Raw genomic sequence first — 7,199 nt, forward strand, 5'->3', positions numbered from 1 at the left:
AAAGGAACTGATATTAATACAATTGATAAGGAGACAACTATTGATATAAACAATAAAATAAACCAGAAGAAAAGAAAGATACTTGGATATCTTTCTTCTGAAGAACTATTTCTTAACGAACTAGCTAAACTTAATGTAACTGGTAATACTATTTTCTATAAAAACTAGCTTATCTTCTTATTTCCAGTTTCTGCTTGCAATTCGGGATATATCGATGTATTCAACTCTTTTCACTTTTTCAATAAATCTTTCAACAAGCAAAAAAAGAATAGCCAGGAAACATCCTAACTATCCTTTCTACATGAATTATTCAATTACAGTTAATTCCTTTGGATAACTGTTTAATACCTTACAGCCATCTTCAGTGACCATAACTAAGTCTTCAATACGAACTCCAAAATCACCCTGTAAATAAACACCAGGTTCAATTGAGAAAATCATACCAGGCTTTGCGATAATATCACTGACAGAAGATACATCACCAAATTCATGTACATCTTTACCAATGAAATGACCTAAACGATGATTGAATTCTTTACCATAACCTGCTTCAGTAATTATATTTCTTGCGACTGCATCAATTTCAGATAATTTCATACCTGGCTTGATGGCAGCTTCAGCTGCTTCATTTGCCTTTAATACAAGATTGTATACTTCTTTCTGCTTTTGGGATACTTCTTTATAGAAGAATGTTCTTGTCATATCAGAACAATATCCTTTATAGATACATCCCATATCAACGATAATAGAATCTCCTGGCTTTAAACGGCTATCATCGCATGAATGATGAGGGTTCGCCCCATTGGCACCATAACCCATGATTGGACTAAATGAATGACCTGATGCACCTAATGACTTGTAGTAAGCAAGTAATGCTTCATCCATTTCAATTTCAGTCTTATCTGTTGCAAGTAATCTTTTTACTTCAGCCATTGCTGTATCATTCATTTCACTTGCTTTAAACATGAGTGCTTTTTCTTCATCATCCTTCTGCATTCTTACTTCATCTACGCATAGTGATCCTAAAACATATTTAGCGTTGACGCGATCCTGTACAGGAATTAAGAAACGTGCTGGCATATTCTTATCTACACCAATCACTTTTGCATCCTTTAAATAATCTGCAAGTAATGCTGGACCATTATCTGTATCATCAAACCAAGTAATAGGCATACCTAAGTCTTCTCCCACATAGAATAAGTTATTGAAGAATAACTGATGATTTCCTTTAGAAGAAAGAACCATAACATACATTCTTTCACCTGGATGATTGACATAATCTAATAAATAATCGATAGAAACAGGGTCAGTGACTAATAGATAGTCAATGCCTCTTTCTTCCATTTTTTCTAATACTTTATTTATTCTCTTCTGATTCATATTCAGTAACCTCAATTCCTAAGTCCTTTAACTGATCATTGTCTACTGGTGTAGGTGCTTTTGACATTGGACAAGTTGCACTTGTATTCTTAGGGAAGGCAATAACGTCTCTTAAAGAATCACATCCACAAAGTAACATTGCGAAACGGTCTAATCCTAATGCGAATCCAGCATGTGGTGGTGCACCGTATCTAAATGCATCCACAAACCAGCCAAACTGTGCATCAATTCTTTCCTGTGTGAATCCTAAAGCCTTGAAGGCACGATCCTGTAATTCTTCTTCATAGATTCTCTGAGATCCACCACCTAGTTCGAAACCGTTTAAGACGATATCATAAGCATCTGCTAAGCAGTTTGCTGGATCTGTATCAATCTTATCTAGATCAGAATCCTTTGGACGAGTGAATGGATGATGCATTGCATAGTATCTTCCATCTTCTTCAGAATATTCAAACATTGGGAAATCAACAACCCATAAGAAGTTGAACTGACGAGGATCATATAACTTTAATTCTTTACCTAAATGATTTCTGATTGCTGCAAGAGCATCACATACAACCATGTAATGAGTATCACTCACAAATAGTAATAAGTCTCCTACCTCAGCATTCATCTTTTCTAATAAAGCGCTCATCTGTTCTTCAGTAAAGAACTTAGCAATAGGTCCAGATACACCCTTATCAGTCACTTTTAACCAAGCAAGACCTTTAGCCTTATATTTCTTAGCAAGTTCAGTTAAAGCATCAATCTTCTTACGTGAATAGTTATCTGCTTCACCCTTGACATTAATACCTTTTACATGTCCTCCTGCTTCGAGCGCACTCTTGAATACCGTAAAGTCAACATCCTTCACTGTTTCATTTAAGTTAACAAGCTTTAAATCAAAACGTGTATCAGGCTTATCGATTCCATAAGTTTCCATTGCATCATGCCATGTCATTCTTGGGAATGGTAACTGAACATCGATGTCCATAACATCTTTCATAACCTTCTTGATTAAGCCTTCACCAATACCAATAACCTGATCAGTATTCATGAAACTCATTTCTACGTCCACCTGAGTGAATTCTGGCTGACGGTCAGCACGTAAGTCTTCATCACGGAAACATCTAGCAATCTGATAATAACGTTCAAAACCAGCTACCATTAATAACTGCTTAAATAACTGTGGAGACTGTGGTAATGCATAAAATGAGCCATTATGTACACGTGAAGGTACTAAGAAGTCTCTTGCACCTTCTGGTGTAGATTTATTTAAATATGGTGTTTCAATTTCTACGAATTCTTCACTATCTAAATATTCATGAATAGCTCTGACAATCTTAGCACGTCTCATGATGTTCTTTTGAAGAGCTGGACGTCTTAAATCAAGATAACGATATTTCATTCTTGTTTCTTCTAAGGCATCAGTTTCGTCCGCAATAATCATAGGAGTAGTCGCTGCCTTATTGACAATCTTTACTTCTTCAGCCTGGATTTCAATATCACCAGTTGGCATATCTGGGTTCTTAGAACTTCTTTCTACGACAGTACCTTTGATATCAAGAATATATTCGTTCTTAACATCCTTTAACTGTTCATTAAATGATTCATCAAAGATTACCTGTGTAATACCATGACGGTCTCTTAAATCTACAAAGACTAAAGCACCTAAGTTTCTCTTTTTAGCTACCCAGCCAATAAGTTCTACTTTTTTATTGACATCAGTGATTCTTAGTTCTCCATTGTTGTGAGTTCTATTCATGTTCATGATCTCCTTCATAATGATTTTCAATATAACTTAAGATATCTTCTAATTTAACTTCACTCTGTTCTTTAGAATGATTGCAGCGAATATTAACATATTCACCCTTAACTTCATCTTCACCAATAATAATAGAAAGATGTGCACCAAAACGGTCACTAGACTTGAATTGTCCTTTTAAGCCTCTACCTGCATAATCCATATCACAAGTAAAGCCATTTGCTCTAAGCATTGTGATGATCTGCATTGCTAAATCTCTTGCTTCATCACCTAGAGGCATAACATAAACATCAATACCATTTTCTTCATCTTCTTCGTCATCTAATGCAAGCATCAATCTTTCCATACCAAATGCAAAGCCTACACCAGGAGTTGCAGGACCTCCAAGTTCTTCAACAAGGCCATTGTAGCGTCCTCCACCACCAACAGTAGAACCAGCTCCTAACTTTGGATCATCACTGATGATTTCAAATACTGTATGAGAATAGTAGTCTAATCCTCTTACTAAATTCGTATCTACAACATATTCGATTTCTAAATCATCTAATAAACTGCAGACTTTATCGAAATGTACTTTCGCTTTTTCACTTAAATAATCAATTGTACGAGGAGCAGAAGCCATGACTGGATTCTTCGCATCGACTTTACAGTCTAGAATTCTTAATGGGTTCTTTTCAAAACGTGCCTGACAGTCTTCACATAAATCATTAAGCACTGGTCTGAAATGATTCTTTAAAGCTTCTCTATATGCAGTTCTTGATTCATCATCACCTAATGAGTTAATATGTAATTTGATATTCTTAATACCTAATGCTTCAACGATAGTCACTGCCATCAACATACATTCAACATCTACGTATGGTGATTCAACACCTAACATTTCTACACCGAACTGGTGGAACTGTCTCTGTCTACCATTTTGTGGACGTTCATATCTAAACATTGGTCCCATATAGTAAACCTTCTGTAACTTTTCAGGTAAAGCATACATCTTATTTTCTACATATGCTCTTGCAATACCTGCAGTTCCTTCTGGTCTTAAAGTAAGAGAACGATCTCCCTTATCCTTAAATGTATACATTTCTTTAGTTACTACATCTGTCGTATCACCAACTGCACGGCTAAATAATTCTGTGTGTTCAAAGATTGGTGTACGCATTTCTTTTACGTTGTAATTTGCGGCAACAGTTCTTAATAGCTGTTCCATTTCAATCCATTTTTCTGAATTTTCAGGGGTAATATCTACTGTCCCTCTTGGTCTATTGTATTTCATGAGTTCCTCCTTTATAAAAATAAAAAACGTCCTTAATCTAAGGACGTTAATACGCGGTACCACCTTAGTTCATGAATAAATCATGCACTTTACTTAGTTATAACGTTACCAACGTGCTTTTTTAAAGCATTCTCCAAAGTGTCCCATAACTTCTCATTAGTCATTTCCACCAGCCATGACCTCTCTATCAATGTCCATTACTTAATCTTCTTCACTGAATATAAGGTGATTATAAATCAAAAGTATATTTAATTCAAGTCACTAATGAATTACACGGCGAATTTCTGCAACACCCTGTACTTTATTCATATTATCAATTGTATTCTGTAAGATTTCTGCATTCTCTACAGACAATGTTAAACGAATATGAGCATCTAAATCCATGATGTTCGCATTGATTTTAAGAATATTGACCTTTACCTGACTTAAACATGTCACAATATCACTTAATAAATTAGGACGATCTAATCCAACGACTTCTAGATCCACATTAAAGCGCTTCTGTTCAATATTAGGATAATCCCAATAAACATCAATCAAACGTCCTTTTACGACACTCTTGACATTTGGACAATCCGCACGATGAATCTTGATTCCCTGTCCTTTAGATACAAAACCAACAATCTTGTCACCAGGAATAGGATTACAGCATTTAGATAATTGCATCTTTAGCCCATCTACACCAGTAACTGCCACACCAATACTCTTCTCATGTTTCTTATTTAATTCCTGAATATTGTTGTTGTGGCGAAGGATTTGAGACAAGTTATCAAAGAATCCTCTCTTTTGTGGGGCCACTTTATCAAGAAGTGTAGAAGCAGTCGCATGCTTCTTACCTAATGCAAAGAGTACATCATCAAATGTATTGGCGCCAAATGAGCCAAGATAAGTTCTATAAGTATCAGGACTCATATAAGTCTTTTCATCAAGCTGTCTTGCTCTGATTTCATCTCTAAGAAGTCTTCTTCCTTCTTCAATAATCTGTTTCTTATTTTCTTCTTCATGTTTTGTGATATATTGACGAATCTTATTACGAGCACCCGCTGTTCTTACAAACTTCAACCAGCCTTCACTTGGACCAGAATTCTTATTAGTCTTGATTTCTACAATATCACCTGTTCTTAATTTGGTATCAAAAGGAACCATAACACCATTCACAATTGCTCCAACCGCATGATGTCCAACTTCTGTATGAACACGATATGCAAAGTCAATCGGTGTAGACCCATTTGGTAATTCTACAATACGACCTGCAGGTGTTAAAGCATAAACATTGGCTTCAAAGATATCACGTTGTAACGTATTATAAAAATCTTTAGCTTCATTATCTTTCATTTCATCACTTACAGTAATGAACTCACTCATCCACTGAAGCTTTTCTCCAATTTCCTTCTGTTCCTGTTTCGCATTATACTTCTTACCTTCTTTATAACGCCAATGAGATGCAACCCCTCTTTCAGCGAGTTCATCCATCTCTTCAGTACGAATCTGGATTTCAAATACATAGCCCTTTTCACCAATCACAGATGTATGTAATGACTGATACATATTAGGCTTAGGCATGGCAATATAATCCTTAAAACGTCCAGGAATCGCACGATATTTCTCATGCATAATACCTAATACTTCATAACATTCATTCTTAGTTTGTACAATAATACGTAAAGCATTCAAATCATAGATTTCATCAAAACGCTTATGCTTATAAACCATCTTTTTATAAATAGAATAAATATGCTTAGCACGACCCTTAATACGATAACTGATGCTAGTTCCTTCTAAGTTCTTTTCAACTGACTTAATCATTGCATCAACAGAATCTTTTCTTTCACTCTTCTTCTTATCAAGAAGTGCCGCAATTTCTTTATAAGCTTTAGGATCAAGATATAATAAGCATAAATCTTCTAGTTCTACTCTAATATCATTAATACCTAAACGATGCGCAATTGGCGCATAGACTTCTAATGTTTCTCTAGAAATACGCTGTTGCTTATCCGGTCTCATATATTGAAGCGTACGCATATTATGGAGTCTATCAGCTAATTTAATCAAGATAACACGAATATCCTTAGCCATCGCAATATAGATCTTACGATGATTTTCAGCATGGAAATCACTTTCTTCCATATAAGGCATCTTAGTGATCTTAGTAACACCCTCTACTAGAGTAGTAACTTCTTCACCAAATCTCTCAACCATTTCTTCTCGAGGCACATCACAATCTTCCATAACATCATGAAGAAGTCCTGCTGCAATAGTAATTGGTCCAGTCTGTAATGTTGCAAGAATATAAGCAACCCAGATCAAATGAATTGTATAAGGTTCACCACTTCTTCTTTTCTGTTCCTTATGCTTCACCATAATAAAGTCATAAGCCTTTTGAATCAGGGCTAAACTTTCTTCTTTTGTGATATATGTTTTTACAAGAGCAAGGACGTCGTCGTAACTCATTGGGTCCCCTGCACCTTTATATTTCATAATAACACCCCCTCGTGTATCATCTCAATTATAACATAATTCACTACTAACATGAAGAGACTAAGAAAGGAATAATACAAATATCACTTCATTTATTCTGATATTTACTATTCGTTTATGAATAATACAAACAAAATAAAAAAACTCCAAAAGGAGTTTCTATTAGTATTGAGTAACTAAATAGACTTGGGGTTTACTCAAGCTTTGAAAAAGTCAGGGGTATGAACTCCTGGCTTTGCTTTTATGCTGTCAACTTTTTAGGGGCAGTTTTCTGCTATCTGTTTTGTTTATTTCATAAATCATTTATCATGTTCTTAAGGTCAA

At 35.3% G+C, this 7,199-nt stretch carries 4 protein-coding genes and 1 other annotated feature; all 4 genes read right to left on the reverse strand.

What is annotated here, in order from left to right; all coding sequences use genetic code 11:
* Nucleotides 1–306 precede the first annotated feature (306 nt).
* Nucleotides 307–1,380, reverse strand: coding sequence for a Xaa-Pro peptidase family protein (locus EAI80_RS11025; protein ID WP_129982058.1), 1,074 nt, complete (start codon nucleotides 1,378–1,380; stop codon nucleotides 307–309).
* Nucleotides 1,358–3,124 carry an aspartate--tRNA ligase gene (gene aspS / locus EAI80_RS11030; RefSeq protein WP_129982059.1) on the reverse strand — a complete coding sequence of 589 codons (1,767 nt, stop codon included), beginning with the start codon at nucleotides 3,122–3,124 and terminating at the stop codon, nucleotides 1,358–1,360. The genes EAI80_RS11025 and aspS overlap by 23 nt, the downstream gene beginning before the upstream one ends.
* Nucleotides 3,117–4,397 (reverse strand): histidine--tRNA ligase, encoded by a 1,281-nt coding sequence (gene hisS / locus EAI80_RS11035; protein WP_129982061.1) that lies wholly within the window; start codon nucleotides 4,395–4,397, stop codon nucleotides 3,117–3,119. The genes aspS and hisS overlap by 8 nt, the downstream gene beginning before the upstream one ends.
* Before the next feature lie 36 nt (nucleotides 4,398–4,433).
* Nucleotides 4,434–4,621 (reverse strand) — a binding site (T-box leader).
* 37 nt (nucleotides 4,622–4,658) lie between these two features.
* Entirely contained in the window at nucleotides 4,659–6,875 is a 2,217-nt protein-coding gene (locus EAI80_RS11040) for a bifunctional (p)ppGpp synthetase/guanosine-3',5'-bis(diphosphate) 3'-pyrophosphohydrolase (RefSeq protein ID WP_192924055.1), read from the reverse strand.
* Nucleotides 6,876–7,199 lie beyond the last annotated feature (324 nt).

The sequence above is a fragment of the Catenibacterium sp. co_0103 genome (assembly GCF_004168205.1).
In the GTDB taxonomy this organism is placed as follows: domain Bacteria; phylum Bacillota_I; class Bacilli_A; order Erysipelotrichales; family Coprobacillaceae; genus Catenibacterium; species Catenibacterium mitsuoka_A.

Coding starts and splice junctions, on each gene's coding strand:
- aspS (WP_129982059.1), bottom strand. CDS start 3,124: ATGAATAGAACTCACAACAATGGAGAACTAAGAATCACTGATGTCAAT.
- hisS (WP_129982061.1), bottom strand. CDS start 4,397: ATGAAATACAATAGACCAAGAGGGACAGTAGATATTACCCCTGAAAAT.
- EAI80_RS11040 (WP_192924055.1), bottom strand. CDS start 6,875: ATGAAATATAAAGGTGCAGGGGACCCAATGAGTTACGACGACGTCCTT.
- EAI80_RS11025 (WP_129982058.1), bottom strand. CDS start 1,380: ATGAATCAGAAGAGAATAAATAAAGTATTAGAAAAAATGGAAGAAAGA.